Annotated in this window: 16 protein-coding genes, 1 tRNA gene and 3 pseudogenes; 5 read left to right on the top strand and 15 right to left on the bottom strand. The window is 51.9% G+C overall.

Translation table 11 applies throughout. From position 1 onward, the window contains the following. Positions 1-26: 26 nt before the first annotated feature. The 4 genes from frdD to frdA are packed head-to-tail and all read right to left on the bottom strand — an operon-like array spanning position 27 to position 3,332. Complete coding sequence (frdD, locus tag FAZ14_RS07260; protein WP_016940764.1) at positions 27-383, bottom strand: fumarate reductase subunit FrdD; 357 nt, start codon at positions 381-383, stop codon at positions 27-29. 14 nt (positions 384-397) lie between these two features. After that, the gene (frdC, locus tag FAZ14_RS07255) at positions 398-793 is read right to left on the bottom strand and encodes a fumarate reductase subunit FrdC (RefSeq protein WP_016940763.1); all 396 of its coding nucleotides are present in this window, start codon (positions 791-793) and stop codon (positions 398-400) included. A gap of 12 nt (positions 794-805) precedes the next feature. Then, positions 806-1,543: a succinate dehydrogenase/fumarate reductase iron-sulfur subunit gene (locus FAZ14_RS07250; protein ID WP_012886306.1), complete on the bottom strand. Its 738-nt coding sequence runs from the start codon at positions 1,541-1,543 to the stop codon at positions 806-808. Next, positions 1,536-3,332, bottom strand: a complete 1,797-nt coding sequence (frdA, locus tag FAZ14_RS07245) for a fumarate reductase (quinol) flavoprotein subunit (RefSeq protein ID WP_016940762.1) — start codon at positions 3,330-3,332, stop codon at positions 1,536-1,538. The genes FAZ14_RS07250 and frdA overlap by 8 nt, the downstream gene beginning before the upstream one ends. A 407-nt stretch (positions 3,333-3,739) precedes the next feature. On the opposite strand from frdA, the gene epmA reads away from it, so the two are divergent. After that, positions 3,740-4,717, top strand: a complete 978-nt coding sequence (gene epmA, locus FAZ14_RS07240) for an elongation factor P--(R)-beta-lysine ligase (RefSeq protein WP_029456275.1) — start codon at positions 3,740-3,742, stop codon at positions 4,715-4,717. 117 nt (positions 4,718-4,834) lie between these two features. Here the strand turns inward: epmA and mscM are convergent, their stop codons facing one another. The 3 genes from mscM to rsgA form a co-directional block, all read right to left on the bottom strand. Then, on the bottom strand, positions 4,835-8,161 hold the full coding sequence (gene mscM, locus FAZ14_RS07235; protein WP_153508292.1) for a miniconductance mechanosensitive channel MscM: 3,327 nt from the start codon (positions 8,159-8,161) through the stop codon (positions 4,835-4,837). Positions 8,162-8,189: 28 nt separating this feature from the next. Continuing rightward, positions 8,190-9,113 carry an archaetidylserine decarboxylase gene (asd, locus tag FAZ14_RS07230; protein WP_016940759.1) on the bottom strand — a complete coding sequence of 308 codons (924 nt, stop codon included), beginning with the start codon at positions 9,111-9,113 and terminating at the stop codon, positions 8,190-8,192. 70 nt (positions 9,114-9,183) lie between these two features. Then, on the bottom strand, positions 9,184-10,233 hold the full coding sequence (gene rsgA / locus FAZ14_RS07225; protein WP_016940758.1) for a small ribosomal subunit biogenesis GTPase RsgA: 1,050 nt from the start codon (positions 10,231-10,233) through the stop codon (positions 9,184-9,186). Between the two features lie 146 nt (positions 10,234-10,379). Here rsgA and orn point away from each other — a divergent pair, with 146 nt between their 5' ends. After that, positions 10,380-10,922, top strand: a complete 543-nt coding sequence (orn, locus tag FAZ14_RS07220; protein WP_016940757.1) for an oligoribonuclease — start codon at positions 10,380-10,382, stop codon at positions 10,920-10,922. Between the two features lie 146 nt (positions 10,923-11,068). Beyond that, positions 11,069-11,144, top strand: a tRNA-Gly gene (locus tag FAZ14_RS07215). A gap of 194 nt (positions 11,145-11,338) precedes the next feature. On the opposite strand, the gene FAZ14_RS07210 is transcribed toward FAZ14_RS07215, so the two are convergent. Both FAZ14_RS07210 and FAZ14_RS07205 read right to left on the bottom strand, forming a co-directional pair. Continuing rightward, positions 11,339-12,438, bottom strand: a protein-coding gene (locus tag FAZ14_RS07210) for an IS3 family transposase (protein ID WP_152446729.1) whose coding sequence is annotated in 2 segments (ribosomal slippage) — positions 11,339-12,177 and positions 12,177-12,438 — 1,101 coding nt in all. Because the reading frame shifts where the segments join, the coding sequence is not laid out codon by codon here. Positions 12,439-12,480: 42 nt separating this feature from the next. Then, a pseudogene (locus FAZ14_RS07205) lies at positions 12,481-13,098 on the bottom strand (IS3 family transposase); the annotation flags it as partial. A 5-nt stretch (positions 13,099-13,103) separates the two neighbouring features. Here FAZ14_RS07205 and FAZ14_RS07200 point away from each other — a divergent pair. Further along, a pseudogene (locus tag FAZ14_RS07200) lies at positions 13,104-13,556 on the top strand (IS110 family RNA-guided transposase); the annotation flags it as partial. Between the two features lie 203 nt (positions 13,557-13,759). Here FAZ14_RS07200 and FAZ14_RS07195 read toward each other — a convergent pair. Continuing rightward, positions 13,760-13,876: pseudogene (locus FAZ14_RS07195) on the bottom strand (transposase); the annotation flags it as partial. A 734-nt stretch (positions 13,877-14,610) separates the two neighbouring features. Between FAZ14_RS07195 and FAZ14_RS07190 the strand changes: the two are divergent. Continuing rightward, positions 14,611-15,219 carry a LysE family translocator gene (locus FAZ14_RS07190; RefSeq protein ID WP_016940753.1) on the top strand — a complete coding sequence of 203 codons (609 nt, stop codon included), beginning with the start codon at positions 14,611-14,613 and terminating at the stop codon, positions 15,217-15,219. A gap of 137 nt (positions 15,220-15,356) precedes the next feature. Here FAZ14_RS07190 and FAZ14_RS07185 read toward each other — a convergent pair whose 3' ends face one another. From FAZ14_RS07185 to FAZ14_RS07165, 5 genes are all read right to left on the bottom strand, one after another. Beyond that, positions 15,357-16,106 carry a polyketide synthase gene (locus FAZ14_RS07185; RefSeq protein WP_016940752.1) on the bottom strand — a complete coding sequence of 250 codons (750 nt, stop codon included), beginning with the start codon at positions 16,104-16,106 and terminating at the stop codon, positions 15,357-15,359. A 5-nt stretch (positions 16,107-16,111) separates the two neighbouring features. Continuing rightward, positions 16,112-16,888 carry an enoyl-CoA hydratase/isomerase gene (locus tag FAZ14_RS07180; RefSeq protein WP_235914479.1) on the bottom strand — a complete coding sequence of 259 codons (777 nt, stop codon included), beginning with the start codon at positions 16,886-16,888 and terminating at the stop codon, positions 16,112-16,114. Positions 16,889-16,890: 2 nt separating this feature from the next. Continuing rightward, positions 16,891-18,153, bottom strand: a complete 1,263-nt coding sequence (locus tag FAZ14_RS07175; protein WP_038924941.1) for a hydroxymethylglutaryl-CoA synthase family protein — start codon at positions 18,151-18,153, stop codon at positions 16,891-16,893. Between the two features lie 31 nt (positions 18,154-18,184). Continuing rightward, positions 18,185-19,441, bottom strand: a complete 1,257-nt coding sequence (locus FAZ14_RS07170) for a beta-ketoacyl synthase N-terminal-like domain-containing protein (protein WP_033581351.1) — start codon at positions 19,439-19,441, stop codon at positions 18,185-18,187. Positions 19,442-19,504: 63 nt separating this feature from the next. Then, positions 19,505-19,756: an acyl carrier protein gene (locus FAZ14_RS07165; RefSeq protein ID WP_016940748.1), complete on the bottom strand. Its 252-nt coding sequence runs from the start codon at positions 19,754-19,756 to the stop codon at positions 19,505-19,507. Between the last annotated feature and the right edge of the window lie 500 nt (positions 19,757-20,256).

Raw genomic sequence — 20,256 nt, 5'->3', positions numbered from 1 at the left:
CCGTGACGTATAACCATGAGGCGCTGTTACAGCGTTGCGACACCAATGATGGTGACGACGGAGAGGATGGCTGCCAGACCGTAGAACACCCAATTACCGGCCGGAACATGAATCTTCAGGTCATGCATGGCGTGATGGATACGGTGCAGACCGCACCACAGCGGCAGTACAATCATCAGCAGCAGAAATGCACGGCCAATCAGGCTATGGCTGAATGCGGCGATACGATCGTAGGTCAGCGCCTGTGGGAACAGGCCAAGCGGCAACAAAATCCCGATAAGCAGGATGATAACCGGCGCGAACATTGCGCTCCACATGCCGCCTGCGCCGAACAGGCCCCAGAACGGTGGTTCGTCGGAACGTTTGGGTTGTTGATTACTCACGAGATTCCTCCTGTTCAGAACAGCAAGGCGATGGCCAGCACCGCCAGCGTGATGACCACAGTGGCCGCCCACAGTCCTTTAACGACCGGCTCCGGCCCCATTTTTTCATCTTTCACGATGATGATGGAGGCCTTCGGCGCCAGATCAAACCAGGTCTTGGTGTGCAATACCGCCGCCAGCAGGGCGACAATGTTGAGTAGCAGCACCAGCGGGTTTTGCAGGAAGCCGATAAACTGGCTCCAGCCTTCCGGACCGGCTTTGAGCGAAAACACGCCATGTAGCAGGACGATGCTGAACCAGACCGCAGGCACCGCAGTACCTTCGCGCAGCATATAGAAACGGTAGAAACCGAGCTTCTGCCACCAGGTGGGCGTCATGCCACGGACATACGCTTTACGTTTGGTGATCATTTGTTGCCTCCCTTATTGTGGTCTCAGCATGGCGATCATGAAGTCTTTAGCGCTTTCCACTTTGCTTTGCTGGATAGCAGCCGCCGGATCGACGTGCTTCGGACACACTTCAGAGCAGTAACCAACGAAGGTACAGGACCAGACGCCGTTGTCGCTGTTCAGTTGCGGCATACGCTCTTTCTTACCGTGGTCGCGATTGTCCAGATTGTAACGGTGTGCCAGCGTAATCGCGGCAGGACCGATGAACTCCGGATTCAGGCCGAACTGCGGGCAGGCGGCGTAGCACAGCCCACAGTTGATGCAACCGGAGAACTGATGGTATTTCGCCATCTGTGCCGGTGTCTGTGTGTTCGGGCCCTGATCCGGTGTGCGGTTGTTGCCGATGATATAAGGCTTGATAGCTTCCAGACTTTCGATGAAGTGGGTCATATCCACCACCAGATCGCGTTCAATCGGGAAGTTGCCCAGCGCTTCAACCTTCATGCCGCTGCTGGCATAGTCACGCAGGAAGGTTTTACAGGCCAGCTTCGGCACGTTGTTGACCATCATGCCGCAAGAGCCGCAAATCGCCATACGGCAGGACCAGCGGTAAGACAGGTCCGGTGCCAGGTTGTCCTTGATGTAGCCGAGCGCATCCAGCAGCGAGGTTTCGCGGGTATACGGCACGTCGTAGGTATCGAAGTGCGGAGCGTTATCCTGCTCTGGGTTATAGCGCATGACTTCCATTTTCAGGGTTTTCATATCAGCCATTCGCTTGCTCCTTCTTGTTTTTCTCCTGAGCTTCTGCTTCGGCACCGTAAACGCGTTTTGCCGGCGGCAGCTTGGTGATTTTCACATCGCTGTATTCCAGACGTGGTGCGCCTTCCGGGTTGTAGAACGCCAGCGTGTGCTTCAGGAAATTGACGTCATCACGCTCGGTGCAGCCTTCATCCAGACGCTGGTGTGCACCACGTGATTCTTTACGGTTGATGGCGGAATGCGCCATACACTCGGCGACGTCCAGGCTGTGACCCAGTTCGATGGTGTAGAGCAGATCGGTGTTGAACACGCTGGAACGGTCGGTGATTTTCACGCGTTTGAAGCGTTCTTTCAGCTCGGCCATCTTGTCGACGGTTTTCTGCATCAGCTCGGTGGTACGGTAAATACCGCAGCCTTCTTCCATCGACATACCCATTTCGTCGCGGATTTTAGACCAGCTTTCGGTACCTTCCTGCTTGAGCAACGCGTGCAGGCGCTGTTCCACGTCTTTCGCCTGAGCATCCAGTGCGCTGGCGTTGGCCGGGGCTGCTGACTGCGAACGTTCTACGGCTTTTTCACCGGCTACGCGGCCGAACACCACCAGTTCTGCCAGTGAGTTGGAGCCAAGGCGGTTGGCACCGTGCAGACCAACGGATGAACACTCGCCAACGGCGAACAAGCCCTGAATGCGGGTTTCACACTGCTGGTCGGTTTCGATACCGCCCATGGTGTAGTGCGCAGTCGGACGAATTGGAATCGGCTCTTTGACCGGGTCGACACCGACGTAGGCTTTTGCCAGTTCGCAAATAAACGGCAGACGCTCTTTCAGTTTCTTCTCGCCCAGATGACGCAGGTCGAGGTAGACCACATCGCCCAGCGGGGTCGATACGGTGCGTCCGGCGCGCCATTCGTGCCAGAATGCTTGCGATACTTTATCGCGCGGCCCCAGTTCCATGTATTTGTTTTTCGGCTCGCCCAGCGGCGTTTCCGGCCCGAGGCCGTAGTCTTGCAGATAGCGGTAGCCGTCTTTGTTGACCATGATACCGCCTTCGCCACGGCAGCCTTCAGTCATCAGAATACCGGAACCCGGCAGGCCAGTAGGGTGGTACTGAACGAATTCCATGTCACGCAGCGGTACGCCGTGACGGAACGCCATGCCCATACCATCACCGGTGACGATGCCGCCGTTGGTGTTGTAGCGATAGACGCGACCCGCACCGCCTGTTGCCATCACGATGGCGTTGGCACGAATCTGAATCAGCGACCCTTCCATCATGTTGATGGCAACGACCCCACGGGCATGTCCGTCATCCACCAGGATGTCTAGCACGAAATGCTCGTCGAAACGCTGAATCTGTGGGTATTTCAGAGAGGTCTGGAACAAGGTGTGCAGCATGTGGAAACCGGTTTTATCCGCAGCAAACCAGGTCCGTTCGATCTTCATCCCACCGAAACGACGTACGTTAACCGAACCATCCGGTTTACGGCTCCACGGGCAACCCCACTGTTCAAGCTGGGTCATTTCGCGCGGGCAATTCTGCACGAAGTGGTCCACCACGTCCTGTTCACATAACCAGTCTCCCCCTGCCACGGTGTCGTGGAAATGGAAGTCGAAGCTATCATGATCCTGTGTGACCGCCGCCGAACCACCTTCTGCTGCCACCGTGTGGCTACGCATTGGGTAGACTTTGGAAATCAGCGCAATCTTGAGTTGGGGATTTGCTTGCGCCGCAGCAATCGCGGCCCGTAAACCTGCTCCCCCGGCCCCGATAATGGCCAAATCGGCATTAAAGGTTTGCACTGCATGCCTCCAGTTACTTAAGTTAAATAAATTAAATTAAGAAAATAATATGCAATCTAACGTCGTCACTTATTTTCCGTTTTAATTTCAAGACAGTAAATCGAGTGAAAAAATATCTGATCTACCTATAAAGAGAGATTCAATCACTCTTTTTTTGTATGGGAAGGATTATAGCGATTTGAAGGTGTCTGAAATTTGATGTGATCCAGTATTTTGCTGTTTTTTAATATCCGCACGGACATATTCCAGAAAACGTGACGGGAAATGTGATTTATTCATAAATATCACTTTTATTTCTTTAATAATCTCGACAAATCAAATTGAAGAAAGCCTTCCGCTGGATAAATTTGTCTGGTTGGGGGGATACGGGTAGACTGCATCTCCAGTTTGAGTGTGGAGTGGAAATCATGAGCGAAACGGCCAGTTGGCAACCCAGTGCCCCTGTCGCTAATCTGTTGAAGCGGGCGTCGATAATGAAAGAAATCCGGCGTTTCTTCTCAGACCGGGGCGTGCTGGAAGTGGAGACGCCGGCCATGAGCCAGGCGACGGTGACGGACATACATCTGTTCCCGTTCCAGACCCACTTTGTCGGCCCCGGTGCGGCTGATGGTATGGCGTTGTATCTGATGACCAGCCCGGAATTCCACATGAAGCGCTTGCTGGCGGCGGGAAGTGGACCGATTTATCAATTGTGTCGCAGCTTTCGCAACGAAGAGTCCGGCCGCTATCACAATCCTGAATTCACCATGCTGGAGTGGTATCGTCCCCACTACGATATGTATCGCCTGATGAATGAAATGGATGACCTGCTGCAACAGGTGCTGGAATGCGACAGCGCCGAAATGCTGTCTTACCAGCAGGCGTTCCAGCGTCATCTCGAAGTAGACCCGTTGTCGGCCGATAAAGCACAGCTGCGTGAAGCGGCGGAGAAAATCGGTGTCGGTGATGTGGCGAACCGGGAAGAAGATCGCGATACCCTGTTGCAGTTGCTGTTCGCATTTGGCGTAGAGCCGCAGATTGGCCGTGATAAACCGGCATTCGTCTACCATTTCCCGGCCACGCAGGCTGCGCTGGCGGAAATCAGCACCGAGGATCACCGCGTGGCGGAGCGGTTTGAGGTGTATTACAAAGGTATCGAGCTGGCCAACGGTTTTTGCGAGCTAACGGACAGTAAAGAGCAGCGTCAACGCTTCGAGCAGGACAACCGCAAGCGCGCCGCGCGTGGTTTGCCGGTACAACCGATTGACGAAAACCTGCTGGCGGCCTTGGCCGCGGGTATCCCGCCGTGTTCCGGTGTGGCGCTGGGCGTCGATCGCCTGGTGATGCTGGCGCTGAACGCCGAGTCTATCGGCGAGGTGATGGCATTTACGGTGGATCGCGCCTGATACCGTTTTCTCTTCTTAAGAATCGAGTTTGACAGAAACCACGGAAGCTATTGCTTACCGTGGTTTCCTTTATTCAGCGCAATAACAGCATTCAGCGAAATGACCACGTAAGCGCCATTACAACCCCCCCGTAGTACGGGTGGCGGTCGAGGCGTTGCGCCCGGCGATTTGTACTGAGTCCATCTGCACCTGGAACGGTGGGAACGGCATCACCAGATTGTGCTCGCGGTAGCTTTCCAGAATCAGCTGGTGCAGTTCGTGGCGCAACGGCATACGGTGACCCATTTCGGCAGCGAAAATACGCAGTTCAAAAATTTGGATGCCCTGACGCAGGTCGACCAAAAACACTTCCGGTGGGGGATTATCCAGCACCAGCGAACAGCGTTTCACCGCATCCAGCAGTAGCGTGGTCACTTCCTGCGTACTGGCATCGGCGGGGGCGGGAATGGTCAGTACCACACGGGTGACCGAGTCAGACAGCGACCAGTTGATGAACTGTTCGGTGATAAAGGCTTTGTTGGGCACGATGATCTCTTTGCGATCCCAGTCGGAAATCGTGGTGGCGCGCGTATTAATGCGCATCACACTGCCGGTCAGATCGCGAATGGTCACGGTATCGCCAATACGGATCGGCTTTTCGAACAAAATGATCAACCCGGAAATAAAGTTGGCGAAGATCTCTTGTAAGCCAAACCCCAGCCCTACACCGAGTGCGGCCACCAGCCACTGCAATTTCGACCACTCGATACCGATCAGTGAGAATCCCGTCAGCCCGCCAACCAGCATCATCAGGTACTTGCTAATGGTAATAATGGCGTAGCCGGTACCGGGCGACAGTTCAATATGCTGCAATACCGCCAGCTCCAGCAACGCGGGCAGATTTCGCATCAACTGGGCGGTAATAATAAACACCAGCAGCGCTATCAGTACCGAGCCTAGCGTAATCGGTTGTACACTCTCTACACCTTTCACCGTGCTGGTGACGTCCCACAGGCTGATATTTTCCATAAACGCAAAAGCGGAATGGATTTCCGACCACAGCGCGATGACCGATACCAGCGCGACCAATGTCAGGATAGACCGCACCAGTTTCAGTGAGCGGGCGCTGATGGCATCCAGATCCACCACCGGTTCTTCCACGACATCCCCGCTGGCTTCGTGCGACGACAGCGTCGTATTTTCGTCTTCACCCCTGGCGCGTTGCGCCAGCATGTCCGCCCGGCGTTGTCTGGCGCGGTCAAACGCGATGCGACGGCGTTGAATCAGCATCCAACGGCGGATGATGTGATAAATCACCAGCAGGAAGAACCAGATGGCGACGGAGGTTTCCAGCCGTGCCAGCAACGCCTGCGATGTGGTGAGATAGCCCAGGCAGGATGTCAGTGCGGCAATCAGCGGAATGCAGATCATCAAATTCCACATCGCACGGTTTACCGGGTTTTCACCGGATCCTTCTTTATCCAGATACAACGGGATCCCGGCGCGTTTCAGGCTGGTAGTCACCAGACTGAGCGCCATGCACAGCAGGATAAAGCACAGCCGCCCCAGCGTACTGGAAAACTCCCGATCGTTGAGGTTATCGAAGGTAATCAATGCCATCACCAGCGGTACAATAAAGGCGATAGAAAGACGGTAGTAGCGCATGGCGCGCGCCACCTGCTTCGGCGACCAGCCGAAATGCACGATGAACAATCCCTGACGGCGGGAAAACGCGGCACCGATCATCACCACCCACATCAGCGGCACGGTGGCGGTCACACTGTCGCCGATGGCGACGGCGACCGGGTAAGGCCAGGCGTTTTGTAACCCGTAGCCGAGTGCCGCCCACAGTACCGGCAGCGGCATCGCCACCATCACCGACCAGAATACAGTACGTAGCGTCAGCATGAAGTAATCGAGCGTCACCTTGCCGACCCGGCTACTGGCACGGTCCAGAAAGGCGTGGTAATGGCGGCGTGAGCTGATGCTAAGCCCGACCAGCAGTAACGCGCCCAGCAGTGGCAACAGGGTTCCCTGACTGGTGACCATCATCAGCATGGCACCACTGAGTTGGGTGAGGGTGTCGAGCGATAACAGGCGAGACAGATCGCGTAACAGGTTCAGCGGGTAGGCAAAACCAATCGGGTCGACATCCGCCACCCAGAACAGGTAGCGGTGTGCTGCGTCACGGATCTCAATCAGGGCGTCTTCCAGTTGGTTACTGGCGACCTTCAACTTGGTCAGTTCCAGAATTAGCGTGTCGCAACCGGAAATCAGAGACGTGAGCAGATCGCGCTGGGTGCGTTGCTGATCGTTGACGATCTTTTGCTGAGCGGCAGTCAGCGGGGTACCGTTATCCTGTCGGGTCGGTTCGCCGCTTGCCGACAACTTATTGAGCTGGTCTCCATAATGCAGGCGCTGGGCGCGCAGTTGTGCCATGTCGCCATCCAGTTGCTGGGGTTTGGGCATTTCCGGCAGCCTGGCGACCTGAGCGCGCAACGTTTCTCCCAGCGCGGGTGAGGAACCGAGCCATTGCGCCTGTTCGCGCAGTGTACTCAGTGCCTGACGCACCTGTAGCGTTTGGGTGGCGGTCTGGCGTTGGTGTGCTGCTATTTGATCCATGCGCTGCGCCTGCTGGTTCAACGCCATGGAAAGCTCACGGTTGGCTTGCAGCAGGCTGGCGACGGCGGTAGGTAACTGGCCTTCCTGCTCTGCCAGTTGCTCCGTTCTTTCTAATGCCTGCTCCGCTTCACGTTGGCGCAACGTATTCAGCGTGCTGCGCAATAATTGGAGCTGATTATCCAGCCGGTCACGCCGCTTTTTATAAACCTCAGCTTGCAGACGCGAGAGCTCCTGACGGTTACTGGCAGAAAGCTGCGCCAGTTCCAGCTCTTCCAGACGACTTTTACGCAACGCGGCTTCAGCCTGTAACGCGGCCAGTTGCGTCTGGCCGAGAGGTGTCGTGGGAGTACCCAGCGCCTGTACGCGTCGTTCGACGTCGCTCAGTGCACGGTTAGCTTCGGTCTGCTGCTGTGGCAACTGGGCCAGCGAGTCGCTGATTTCACGCTGGTGGTCCTGCTCTTGTTGTAACTGGCGGGTTTGCTCCAGCAACTGACTACTGATCTGGACAATTTGTTGTTCCAGGTCGTTAACCGATGTGGTTTTGGGGGGGGCCGCTGGTTTAGCGTCTTCCGCGTCAGACTGCTGGCGCAGTTCGCGGGTCAGTTTGGGGAAGTCATCAATCGCACGCTGGTACTGGTCGGCCCGTTGGCGGGTCTCCCGGCGCTCATCCAGCAACCGTAACGCCGATTGCAGCTCTTTGACGATGTCGGCTTGCGCCGGAGTATTCTTATTAGTTTCAGCCTGCTGGAGATCCTGTTTCAGTTGCGTTTCGTCAGGCAACTGGGCGGCCCGCGACGTGGTTGATAACAGGCATCCCATCAGGAAAATCAGAATCAGACGCACGGCTGGCCTCCTCAGGTTATTGATGGGGTCAGGGGGTGGTGTCGGTCGTGTCGTTGTCGTTGGCCGCACTCATGCGTGCCCGTACACTCTCATCCAACGCTTCGGCCATGGCTTCACCCATACGGGTGACACTCTGGCTGGCCAGTCCAGGCATTAACTCTACACGACCTTTCGCAAACAGGTTAATGACCGTGGAGCCGAGTTTGAAACGACCCATTTCGTCGCCTTTTTCCAGAATGACTGCGTCTTCGCCTTCCAGCGGATAAGCCCAGCGTTTGATGATGCCTTCACGCGGCGGCGTAACCACACCCGCCCACACCGTTTCGATGCTGCCGACAATGGTCGCGCCCACCAGGATCTGCACCATGGGGCCGAATGGCGTATCGAACAGGCAGATCACACGCTCGTTGCGGGCAAACAGGTTCGGCACGTTGGCAGCGGTCAGTGGGTTAACGGAAAACAGGTCGCCCGGCACGTAGATCATGTCGCGCAAAATACCGTCACACGGCATATGCACGCGGTGGTAATCGCGCGGTGAGAGATAAGTTGTGATGAACACGCCGTCGCGAAACAGGTCAGCGAGAATGACGTTACCGGCCAACAGCGCTTCCAGTGAATAGTTGTGCTGTTTGGCTTGCAAGACCTGAAGATCGTCAATGGTGCCCAACTGAGAGATTGCGCCATCGGCAGGGAACACTAACCGGTTTGCCAGTGGATCAACCGGACGAATTCCCGGTTTTAGCGGGCGCACAAAAAAGTCGTTGAACGTACGGTAGGATGCGGCCTTGGGTTGTTGCGCTTCCTGCATATTGACCTTGTAGATGCGCACAAACAGTTCAATCACCAGTCTGGTAAGCAGGCCAGCCTGGCGGTTGGCTCCCCAACCGGCCAGTTGCGTCAGCCAGACCTTCGGGAGCAGATGTTGTAGAGCAATCTTGATTCTGTCCAGCACAGTGAGCCTCGTCGTTTTCTAAGGGTACGCCGTAAAAAGGGGCGCATTGTAGCGGTGGATACGATAAATGTCAGTTATCCGAAGCAGAAAAGGATTTACGCGTTTTTACCTGCGCCATGCTCTCCAGAATGCGGTGGTAGTTATCAAAACGCTCAGCGGCTATCTCACCTCGCTCCAGCGCGGCGCGGATGGCGCAGCCGGGGTCGGTATCGTGTTTGCAGTCACGGAATTTACAACTGCCCAGATAGTCGCGAAACTCGATAAAACCCCGTGTGACCTGCTCAGGCTCCAGATGCCACAGGCCGAATTCGCGTACGCCCGGCGAGTCGATAACGTCGCCGCCGTGGGGGAAGTGGTACAACCGCGCGGCGGTGGTGGTGTGCTGGCCAAGCCCTGAAGCATCGGACACATCGTTGACCAGAATTTTGGCGTCATCAGGGTAGAGCAACGCATTGAGCAGGCTCGACTTGCCGACGCCGGATTGCCCGGCAAAGATACTGACACGGCCGGTCAACGCGGCTTCCAGTTCGGCGATGCCCTGTTGGGTGTGGCTGGACAGCATCAACACCCGGTAGTGCAGGTTGCGATAGATATCCATCACGTCTTCTACGAACGCCCGGCCTTCGTCATCCAGCAAGTCGGTTTTGTTGAGCACGATCAACGGCTCGATTTCCAGCGTTTCACAGGCCACCAGATAGCGGTCGATAATGTTGAGCGACAGCTCCGGCAATATGGCGGAGACAATCACAATCTGGTCGATATTAGCGGCGATCGGTTTGATACCGTCATAGTAATCCGGCCGGGTCAACACCGACTGACGTGGGTGTACCGCTTCGACAATACCGCTGATGCCGGCCTGCGTTTCATTACCGGCACGCCAGACGACCCGGTCACCGGTGACCAGCGAGGGGATAGTACGGCGAAGATTACAGCGGTGCACCTCGCCATCCGGCGCTTCCACATCAGCATGCATGCCGAAGCGGCTGATAATGATGCCTTCCTGCGGTTCGCCCAATTGGTTGTCATCCCACTCGACTTTGCTGTCGGCATGCTTCAGGCGGCGCTGATGGTTGGCGCTAACCCGCCGTTGCTGACCTTTTGACAGTTTCTTTTTACTCACGCAGTCTCTCTTGGTTCGGCGCTTATCGCCGGTGGCGATGGAAGCGACTATAATACACGCTATTTTATTTTAATTAACCGCTGCCGGGCCTGTCAGCCTGCTGGCGGCGAAACTTTCAATAGCAAGGGCGACACGGGAACGCGACGATGGTAAATGAAAACAACCTGATCTGGATCGATTTGGAAATGACGGGGCTGGATCCTGAACGGGATCGGATCATCGAGATCGCAACACTGGTGACCGACGCTAACCTGAATGTGCTGGCAGAAGGCCCGACGCTGGCGGTGCATCAGCCTGATAGCCAACTGGCGCTGATGGATGACTGGAACGTGCGTACCCATACTGCCAGCGGGTTGGTGGAGCGAGTGAAAGCCAGTCACGTTGACGAAGACGCGGCGCAGCGGGAAACCATTGCTTTCCTGCAACAGTGGGTACCGGCGGGCAAATCGCCGATTTGCGGCAACAGCATCGGGCAGGATCGTCGTTTCCTGTTCCGCTACATGCCGGAGTTGGAAGCCTATTTCCACTACCGCTATCTGGACGTCAGTACGCTCAAGGAACTGGCGCGCCGCTGGAAACCCGAGATTCTGGCGGGCTTTAAAAAGCGCAATACTCACCAGGCGCTGGACGATATCCGTGAATCGGTCGCGGAACTGGCGTACTACCGCGAGCACTTTATTCAGTTGTAACGGTTGGCTATTGCGGGGATTTTCGGCGTATTGCTGATTTTGTCGGCACTTGCACACAATTTTTTGTCAGGGGGGTTGCGGGAGAGAAAGTTTCTCGTATAATGCGCTCCCCGTAACGACAGTAAATTACGTTACGTCACACCCCTGCGGGAATAGCTCAGTTGGTAGAGCACGACCTTGCCAAGGTCGGGGTCGCGAGTTCGAGTCTCGTTTCCCGCTCCAAATTATGATCTACAGAGTTCTATCGAAGTCTGTAGATACTTGAAAATAGGACCTGAGGGTCCTTTTTTCGTTCCAGCGCAGTCCACAGAAATCCAGCTACATCCGAGGCTTTGTAAGCACACCCGTTTTAGTTCCATGCACTTTTTGAGATATCCGGTTTTTTGACCTCCCCCCAATATCCGTACCAGGCTAAATCAGAGATCCGGGCCTTTTTGGTGACTTCGGGCAAATTCTGCCGGAGTCAGGTTATTTAAAGAAGAATGCGGGCGAAAGTGATTATATTCGTGCCGCCAGTGTTCGATTTTCTCCTGCGCATCTTCCAGTGACAGGAACCAGTGTACATTTAGACATTCATCCCTCAGACTGCCATTAAATGACTCGATAAAGGCATTATCAGTAGGTTTTCCGGGGCGTGAGAAGTCCATCGTTACTTGGTTTTCATATGCCCACCGATCCATCGATTTTGAGATAAACTCACTGCCGTTGTCTGTCTGCAGCCTTTGAGGAATGCGCCCCTGTGACTGTTTTAATCGGTCCATGACAGCCACAACATCATCGCCACGTAAACCCTGACCGACCTCGATCGCCAGACATTCACGACTAAAATTATCCACTATAGTTAGCGCCCTGATTCGACGCCCGTTGAACAGATTATCAGCAACGAAATCCATGCTCCAGCACTGATCTACGGTGAGTACCTGAGGCCGACCTTTCCTGTGTCTGGCGGTCACATGCCGCCGTGGACGTTTAGAACGCAGATTAAGCCCCTCAAGGCAGTAAATACGGTGTGTTTTCTTACGGTTAACCAGCCAGCCCTCACGGCGCAGAAGAATATGAATGCGCTCGTAGCCATAACGGATCCGTGTTTCAGCAATTTCCCGTATCCGCTGAGTAATGGCCCTGTCATCGCGATGGCTACGATAGTTGTATACGGTACGGCTCTGCATCATCAGCCTGCACCCTCTGCGTACACTGATACGGTACGCCGCCAGCAGATATTCTACCGCATCGCGCTTCTGCAGCGGCCTCAGAACTTTTTTCGGATGACATCCTGCAGCATCTCCTTGTCCAGACTCAGATCAGCTACCAGGCGTTTGAGGCGCTGATTCTCTTCCTCAAGCTGCCGAAGACGACGTAACTCTGTTACGCCCATACCGCCGAATTTCTTCTTCCAATTGTAAAATGTTGCCTCGGAAATTCCCATCTTTCTGCAGACCTCCTCGACTCGAGTGCCGGTTTCAGCCTGTTTGAGTGCAAAAGCGATTTGTTCCTCGGTATAACGTGTCTTTTTCATGCCGGATGACCTCTTTTTGACGGAGAAGAAGGGCCGAAAACTCTACTTTACAGCGGTACTGAATGCAGGGGGAAGATCATTTTCAGTCATCAGCCGGTATTCTTCCGGCGTCAGGTTATTCAGGGATTCATGAGGCCGCTCGCTGTTGTATTCCGTCAGCCAGCGCTCTGTGATTTCCCTTGCTTCATTCAGCGTCCTGAACAGATAAAAATCCAGTATCTCTGTCCGGTATGTCCGGTTAAAACGTTCGATAAAGGCATTTTGCGTGGGTTTTCCCGGTTTGATAAATTCCAGCATGACACCATGCTCTTCTGCCCACTGCGCCAGCGAGACCAGTTCTGGTCCGTTGTCCATCCGCAGTTTCAGCGGATAACCACGGTTTGCCACGATCCTGTCCAATACCCTGACCACCCGCTGCGCCGGGATATTCAGATCGATTTCTATCGCGAGAGCCTCGCGGTTAAAGTCATCTACCACATTAAAGGTCCGAAAGCGCCTGCCGCAGACCAGCGCGTCATGCATAAAATCTATCGACCAGCTCTGGTTAAGTGCTTCCGGCGTCACCAGCGGTGCGGGGTTACGCACGGGCAAACGTTGCTTTCCTTTACGACAAAAATTCAGTTTTAACAGGCAGTAAATACGATGAACGCGTTTATGGTTCTAGCTTTTTTGATAAAGAAATAGACGTAGTATTCAGGCAATCCGAAGCTTGTCAGCGAATTGCCAAGGTTAAGGGCATAGGGCCAAAAACTGCCACTGCAGTAGTTGCTGCGATAGGTAAAGGAACAGAATTTAAGAATGGCCGTCATTTTGCTGCGTGGCTTGGTTTAGTCCCTCGACAGCACTCAAGCGGTGACAGACAGGTACTGATGAATATGACAAAAAAAGGCGACAAGCATCTGCGGACTCTGTTTATTCACGGTGCCCGGGCTGTCGTCAGAGTAGCGACAAATAATAATGATGGATATCTAAACCAATGGGTGAATCAGCTAAAAGAACGGCGTGGATTTAATAAAACGACTGTTGCAGTAGCCAATAAAAACGCCCGGATTATCTGGTCAATTCTTCGGAACGCAACTGAATACCAGCCCGCAGGGATACGAAACTTACCTGATTAAAGTTGCAGAGTACTGAAAAATGGAAACAGGTTGCACCTGCACAATCGGAACCTGATTTTTACACTGGCCCCCAGGCCGTCCAGTTGTTGAGGCGATTGTGTGCGGATTACCCATTTGGGCACAGATTTTCCTGATGCCGGATAGATGTAAGCAACAACCCAAAACCAGGTTCAGTACTTGCAAAACGGAGGTAGTCCATAGATGTAATATGAAGCCTCGGATATTCCCGCTTCGCGACAAACGTCTTTGACGGTCCGTCCGGTTTCAACGGACTTCAAAACGGCGATGATCTGGTGTTCGGTAAATCGGGCTTTGCGCATGGCGATCTCCTCAACGGGACATAATCAGTATGTCGGAAGATCTCTAAAAGTGAATGGTTCGGTTTACCGGGATACTTACATCTCCCCCTTGTGTCGGCGTGTTTTTTCCCATATAAGAGTATGAGTTGGTGCTAACAGCAGGCCGATTGTTTAAAGGAACTTGCGGGGAGCTGTCAATGGCGTCCATGCATCGATTCACGGATTTGAATTATCAGACTCCAGTTTGCGAAAGGTTGATTTCGATATACCTGATAACCTGGAATGCTCATTAAGAGCAATACTTATTGTTATACCTGTCATACCTTCGGGTTATAGGTGTGTTGGTTGTCCTTGCTTACTCAGTCACTTATTTTATTTCTTCTAAATTTAATAAATGTTATTTATTATTTTAATAACTATTCTTATTTTTTATCGTGACCTTGGGAAGCATTCATCAGCAAACTGAATTAGTTACCATAACAAGGTGACCTGTTTTGCTGAACCAGACTGATCCAGATAGAAAGGCGGCGGTTTTGTTTTAGGGAGCTGACTATACCCTAAATATTGGAGCTGCAGGACAACACGCTTGCATGTTGAACGACGCAACACGTTGGCCCGCAGGAGCGGGACCTGGGGATGGGCCGAGTAATAAACCAACGCACCTGTAGCTTGAAGTATGACGGGTATATATTGGATTGCTGATCTCGGAACAACACCAGACCACAGGTTATTAGTTTAGTAAAGGGAATACCAAAATGATTCATGGAAGTGAATATATAAAGATTACATTATACATCGCGTTATTTCTGATCATACCAGGGCCAACCAATACATTGCTTCTTTGCTCTGGTTATACCCAAGGTTTTGTTAAAAGTATAAAACTGACTTTATCAGAATGGCTCGGGTATCTCTTGGCTGTCACTGCATGGGGGCTACTATTTAACTATTTAGCACAACATGGAAACCCGGTGCTGAGCGTTATTAAATTTTTGTCGGCATTTTACGTCGTCTATTTGGCAATAAAAGTGTGGAAGTTTTCGCTGCATCAAACTAGCGGCAAGATCACTTTCAGTACTGTCTTTATCACGACCTTACTCAATCCGAAGGCCTTTGTGTTCGCTGATTCCATCATTCCTCCGTCAGCTTTCATATATCAACACAGCTATATCCAGGCGATGCTCTGTTTGTTGTTGGCATTGCTGCCAATGTCTTTTATATGGATTTACTTCGGTACGTTGATGAATATCAGCGGCGCCTCAAGCCAGCACAGACTAAAACCGAAGTTGTTTTATCGCGGCGCTTCGCTCGTCATCTCGCTTTTTGCTGCTTCAATGTTCTATAAATCGGTGTCAATTATGTTTTAGTGAAAAGATTGCTTGTGGCCGTAAGCTTGAGATTGTGGTTTCCAGAAAACTGTCGACCTATAGCGCCTAATTTAAGCATGCTCAGGCAGTTTCTGGTTGTTTTAAGCCCCTTCTGGGTGAGGGGGCGCTGTATTCACTTAGTTGCCGAATAGGTTGGAGATATTTTGTCTGACTTCCTGCTGAAAAAAGGTCTTCTCATGCATGATGACTTCCTGTGCTGTGTACTCGGGTAATCTGGCCCGAAGATGTTGAGTCAGGTGATCTTTTAACGTGATAAGTGACGTTCGTGGCTTTTTGACCAGATCCCTGGCCCTGGACAAGGCTGCTTGTGCAACGTGTTCCCTTGGGTAAACCGGGAAGGGGATTCCTCGTTGTTTCAACTCCTCACCCCGATAGTTATTACCCAGCATCAACATCTCTTGTCCCAGAGCCAGCCCCAGTTTTTCGGGTACAATAAGTGTTCCCCCCATACCGGGAGTGAAGCCGTATTTCATGAAGTTGGCTGTATAAATGCTTTCCTGACTCATAATGACAAAGTCGGCAAATAGCCCCATTACCAGACCACCTCCGATGGCGTGTCCCTGCATGGCCGAAATGACCGGAATTGGGCACTCCAGAGGTAAGCTGTAAATGTTGGTATCGGTGAATTTTCCTTTTCCTTCCTGTAAGGCAAAGAGATCTTCCTGAGTGCCTCCTGTAGCAAAATAGCTGTCGTAACCTGTTAGAATGACTGCCTTATATTGCTCTGATGTTTCGATGTGTTTGAATACCTGGATCAACTCGTAGATTAATGCTCGGGAGAACGTGTTTTTGTGGGCTCTGTCCTGCATTTTTATGTGAACAATTCCCGGCTCTATTTCCTGAAAATCAACGACATTTGTGGACATTCTCTTTACGCCTCCCAAGGGTATTTTCCCGTTTGGATGTAACGGGATATTTTGCTGAGGTTTTCCTGATCGGAAAAAATTTCTACGTTCAGAGCCAGGGCGGCAGATTTCTGATCACGGGGGAGAGTATCCAGCTCACTCATGTATGATTTGTAGCGAGCAATGGCGCGTTTTGATAAGCAGTTGAGCCGTTGTATGTGCTTTTTGAGGATCAAGTCACTGTTGCCGCCGTAGTCGTCGACTAAACCCCAGTGGTGAGCCTGTTCTGCTGATACGGGTTTTGTCATTAACGTCATATAGTGCGCTTTTTGTTTTCCTATCTTGCGTACCAGAAAGGGAAGTACGCAGGCAGGCAACAAACCGAACAACATTTCAGACAGGCTGAACATGGCTCCAGTGTCTGCAATGACGATATCACTGGCAGCAACGAAACCGATTCCTCCCGCGTTGGCTTTGCCTCTTACATGAGCGATGCTAATGTAAGGTCCGCTCATCATATCTTGCCAGACTTCATAAAGGATCTCTGGATCCTGCGGACGACCCCCACTGCCGTTGCCGGCAATGTTGCCTTGCTCTATCGCCTGCAGATCGGCACCAAAGCAAAAGACCTCCGGTAATCCTTCAACAACTAATATACTGATTTTATCCCGGTATTGTCGGATAACCTCCCGGCACTCTATCGCAAAGTTTTCATTGATGGTGTTATTGGCTTCAGGTCGGTATATCTGCAAGTACAACACCGCGCCTTCCTGCCGTAACCGGATGGTTTGATAAGATGGCATTGTCAGACCCACTCATATTCACGGTGAAATTCGTTGATTCGGCTCAGTACGAGATGATGAGCTTCCCGGGTAGTGGAATGGATCTGGGGGAAATGACTCAGGTCCAGAGTGGCATTTTTGGTACCGAAGCGGACCCCATGGTTACCGTAAAGCAGAGCATCATATTCACGCATCGTGAGTTCGCGGCGCCTGTCAAGATGAGCTCCGATTTCCATCTGCCTGACACGTTGGCAACCTTCAGGGGTAACGACACCACTGAAAAACTCGGAACAGCATCCAGAACCGTAAGAAAAGCACCCAATCCGCTGCGGTGACTGAATATCCGCATTTGACAAGGTGCTGAGCAGGGAAAGTGCTAATGTTGCCCCCATGATATTACCGACACGCTGACAATAATTCAGCCCAGGAGCCACGCGACGATTAAAGTCGGCCTCTGTATCTTGGGGGGTGGCGCGAACCAGTTTACGCATCATGTTACGGTGGGCACCTTTGACCATGCCACCAAAAGGCGTATGGAATGCCAGATAACCAAAAGTGTTGACATAATCAATGCCAGCAACACGTTTTTCGTACTCCAGGTAGGCCTTTTCACAACATTCCAGATAAGCCAGCAATGACAGATCCGAATCACCGGTTTCTCTATCCGGGACAGGCCTGCATGTATCCATGACTTCATAGCCGTAATAGCCGTTTGCCCCCACATCGATCTGAAAAACGTGTGGGGTGTCGCTGACCAGCATAGCAACAGCGCCAGAGCCACCGCTTGGCTCGGCAAAAGACCAGTCCTGGCTAGTATGATCGCCGTTGTCTTCTTCCAGAATAAAGCGAGTCATGTCTGTGGCAATAACTAGCGCTTTGCTGCCGGGAGATGTCTGGGAAAGGATTGTATTGACAGCCATTTGCAAACCGGCAACACCGGAATAGCAGGCAGTTTTCAGTTCGAACAAGCGACAGTTTCGCTTTAACCCCAGATAGTGGTGAACATAGGTACTGACTGATTTGCCAAAGTCGATTCCCGATTCTGTACAGGTGATCAACAGTTCAATGCTGTTTTTTTCTTGCTCACTTAACGCATCCAGAATCGGCTTGGCTGCGTTGACGGCAAAGCTGACAGGATCTTCACAAGGCAGACTCACCGTTTTCTGTTTCATCAAGAGATTGTCAAAACGAGATATATCTAGCTGACGGTGCTGCGCCAACTCTCTGACATTAATGTAGCTGGTGCCACAAAAGGCGTTTATCGCTTCAATTCCAACAGAAATCATAAGGTCCCTCTTATGCTAAATTAGGTGAATGCTAGTGGCTGACATGCTCCAACACCACACAGGTATTAATGCCGCCGAAGCCGAAGGCGTTATTCAAAGCGACGTTGATTTCCTGATGTTGAGCGTATTGTCCGACAAAACGGCATTCATTGTTGATAGGTGTTTTCAGGTTCAAGTTTGGATGAAGAAAGCGTTCTTTCATCTGTATCAATGTGGCTACCGTTTCTACGGCAGCGGCGGCATACAGGCAGTGCCCCGTGAGGCTTTTGGTTGAATTGAGCCAAATCTGTTGATGGTAAGGGCCAAAAACACGCTTGATGGCAGCGATTTCAGTTTCATCCCCCATTAGTGAACTGGTGCCATGCGTATTGATGTAGTTGACCGAGTCATAGGGACAACGGGCAGTCAACAGCGCCTGTTGCATCACCTGAGACTCGCCTTCACAACTTGGATTACTGCCTCGATTGGCATCCAGACAGATACTACCACCAAGAATTCGTCCCCAAATCGGTGCACGGCGTTCACGGGCGCTTTGCTCGTTTTCCAGCAACAGACAGGCACACCCTTGGCCATAAACAAACCCTTTTCGATCTTGATCAAAGGGGCGACAAAGCTGCGTGGGATCACTCGTGTCGCTTTGGGTCAGCAGGGCACCGCTGTTTTTGAACGCCTGTATCTCTGGCGGTGATAAATCTGCCATTGCTCCGACGACCAAACAAGATTGGGTGATTCCTGATGCAACTTGCCGGTATGCCTGGATAATGCCGGCGTTTCCGCTGGCTGAAGCGCCTCCAACAGAACAGCCTTCTCCACGGATAGTTAAAAGCTCGCTGAGCAGACCTAACTGATTTGTGTCCATAAAGTACAACGCATAACTGGCGGGAACAAATTCGGGTTGGTCGATGAAGGATTGTCGGATCTGATATTGATATTGTTGCTCGACGTTATGTCCGGCAATGATGATTCCTCTTTGTTCTGGAGGGTAAGGACATCCGTCGGCAAAGGCATCATGCCAGGCTTCAAGTGCTGTAGCGAGTGATACCCTGCTACTCAACGGCACTCTGGCCCCCAATCGCAAAGCATTTTTTAGCTCTTCCTGAGCGAGAGATAAAGACTCTAGTGCGGCTTTATAGTTGTAATCAGCCAGGCTGGCTTTGATTTCTGGAAATTCGTTGGTATGCCTGTTGATTCCACTGACACCTGTTTTCAGTGATTGGGTAAACGCGGGTATTCCGATTCCATTTGCAGCGGTTACGCCTAAGCCGGTCACAACGACATTGTTCTTCATACGCATCCTGCTTTGGTTCACTGAAAGGCCAGATTCGCCAGAAAATCAGCATAGTGTGGATGGCTACTGTGCTTTAGCGTACAGAAAATCCACTAATTCTCCGATATTTTTGAGGTCTCCGGCTTCATGGAGAGGGAATATGATATCGAGGGTTTCCATGCTGGCGAGCAGAACATCAGCCCGGTCAATTGAATTGGCCCCTACGTCTTTCATGCTCTGTTCCGGCGTAATGGTACTGGCATCCAGATAGGGGAGGATTTCCAGTAAGTTATGCACGATAATATTGAAAATATCTTCCTTGCTCTTGCTGCTCATACAATGCTCCTTACTTGTGCATGACTGACTTAAAAATGGCTACAGGCAGAGAAAATTATCCAGATATAAGATAAAACTATAAAACTCATTATCGACTGAGAATGAAACACAAGAATCTAACCAGTCATCTAACCAGTTTAAGGATTTGCTTCATTGCTGTATTTCTGCAATTTTAATTTTTTCTGATGTAAATGTTTCTCTTGGGATAAATGAAGGTAAATTTATCTCTTTAACGTATGGTTAACTTATAGACGACTCTATATCAGCGAAGAAAGACGTGTCAATCAATGTTCTTATCAATAAAAGCTGAACACCCGCCTTTTATAATTTTTATCCTTAACCGGTCCTACTCCTATGCTCTTTCCGGGAAACGGGCTAAGGGTTGTCATAAAAGTGCTGAACCTTATTCAGCCATCCAGGTTTATCGTTACAAGGCACTGTGGATCCGCCCGGCAACACCGCTGACGCGGTTGTTCCGAGCAGTATTAACACCGCTATGA

This window comes from Dickeya oryzae, assembly GCF_009372235.1.
Lineage (GTDB): Bacteria > Pseudomonadota > Gammaproteobacteria > Enterobacterales > Enterobacteriaceae > Dickeya > Dickeya oryzae.
This window is presented reverse-complemented; position numbering and strand designations above follow the sequence as displayed.